Source organism: Alcanivorax sp. 1008 (genome assembly GCF_020667895.1).
Taxonomy (GTDB): Bacteria; Pseudomonadota; Gammaproteobacteria; order Pseudomonadales; family Alcanivoracaceae; genus PGZG01.
On the sequence record NZ_JAFMPS010000081.1, the window covers coordinates 1 to 997 of the forward strand.

At 58.5% G+C, this 997-nt stretch carries 1 protein-coding gene; it reads right to left on the bottom strand.

Features of this window, described 5'->3' with window-relative positions:
• Positions 1 to 569 (bottom strand): Ig-like domain-containing protein (locus J1C54_RS16340; RefSeq protein ID WP_229150032.1); only part of this gene is annotated, 569 nt, incomplete at its 3' end.
• Positions 570 to 997 lie beyond the last annotated feature (428 nt).

Consider the following 997-nt stretch of genomic DNA (forward strand, 5'->3'; position numbering starts at 1 on the left):
AGGTGAATGTCCCGTTTGATTGCAGGCGCCAAAGGCAGCGCCCGCTGGTCATCCGCTTCAGTGCCAACGCTGCCGTCAGTGCAGCTTCGATCCAGAGATGGGTTTTCATCGCAGGTTTTGATGACGGCCGGCGCCCGCGCCGCCGGCGGCGGCGGCGGCGCGGGCGCGACGCTTAGCGAAAGCACGGCGCGGCTTTCAGCGCCCTGGTTATCCTGCGCCACGGCGACCAATTCATAATTGCCCTCGGCAACGTTTCTCAGGAGCGCATCGTGACTGCCGCCGGGTGCACCCCATTCAAAAGGGGGCCCTGTGAGCTTGCGTAGGGCAGTGCCATTAACAGACAGGATGACGCTGACGATGGAGCCGTCACTGTCGGACGCTTTAGTGACGACACGGATGTCGTCCCCAGCATTCAGGCGTGCGCCTGACAACGGCGTGGTGAATGTGACTTCGGGGGCCATGTTGACGGGCGTTTTGGTGCCACCACCACCGTCTACGGCGTGCTGAAGCGTAAACAGACCAATCATCCACATAAACAAACGAAGCATCCAACGAGGCAAAGATAGCAAAGCTTTCTCCGGGTCTGGTTAGGGCGCCGCGGCCTTGGGATTTCTGGTTCGGCCGCTGCGGCCTTGGCACACTGCTCAAGCGAACTGGTTTCACGTGTCAAAACACTTGCCCGCATACATAGACAGCGAACTTAATCATGAAATGGCAGACTGGACTATGCTGTCCTATATCTAATCACTGGCTCCGAGCTCGAACTGTTCCACAATTCACACAGCGTTGGAGCTGGGGGGAGGCGGAATGTCCGGAGATGCAAGTTTTTTGTCTATCTATGCATCCTAAGGCACTGTCAGAGGCTTACTACCCCCCCCTGAATCGCCGCCAGTTGACGGATCGGGGGGATCACACTGGCGGCTGTCTACGTTGACGGTGTTTAATCAGGGCGACGGCGGCGCGATAAACTCATCTATAGGATGGCCACCAGGGCCTG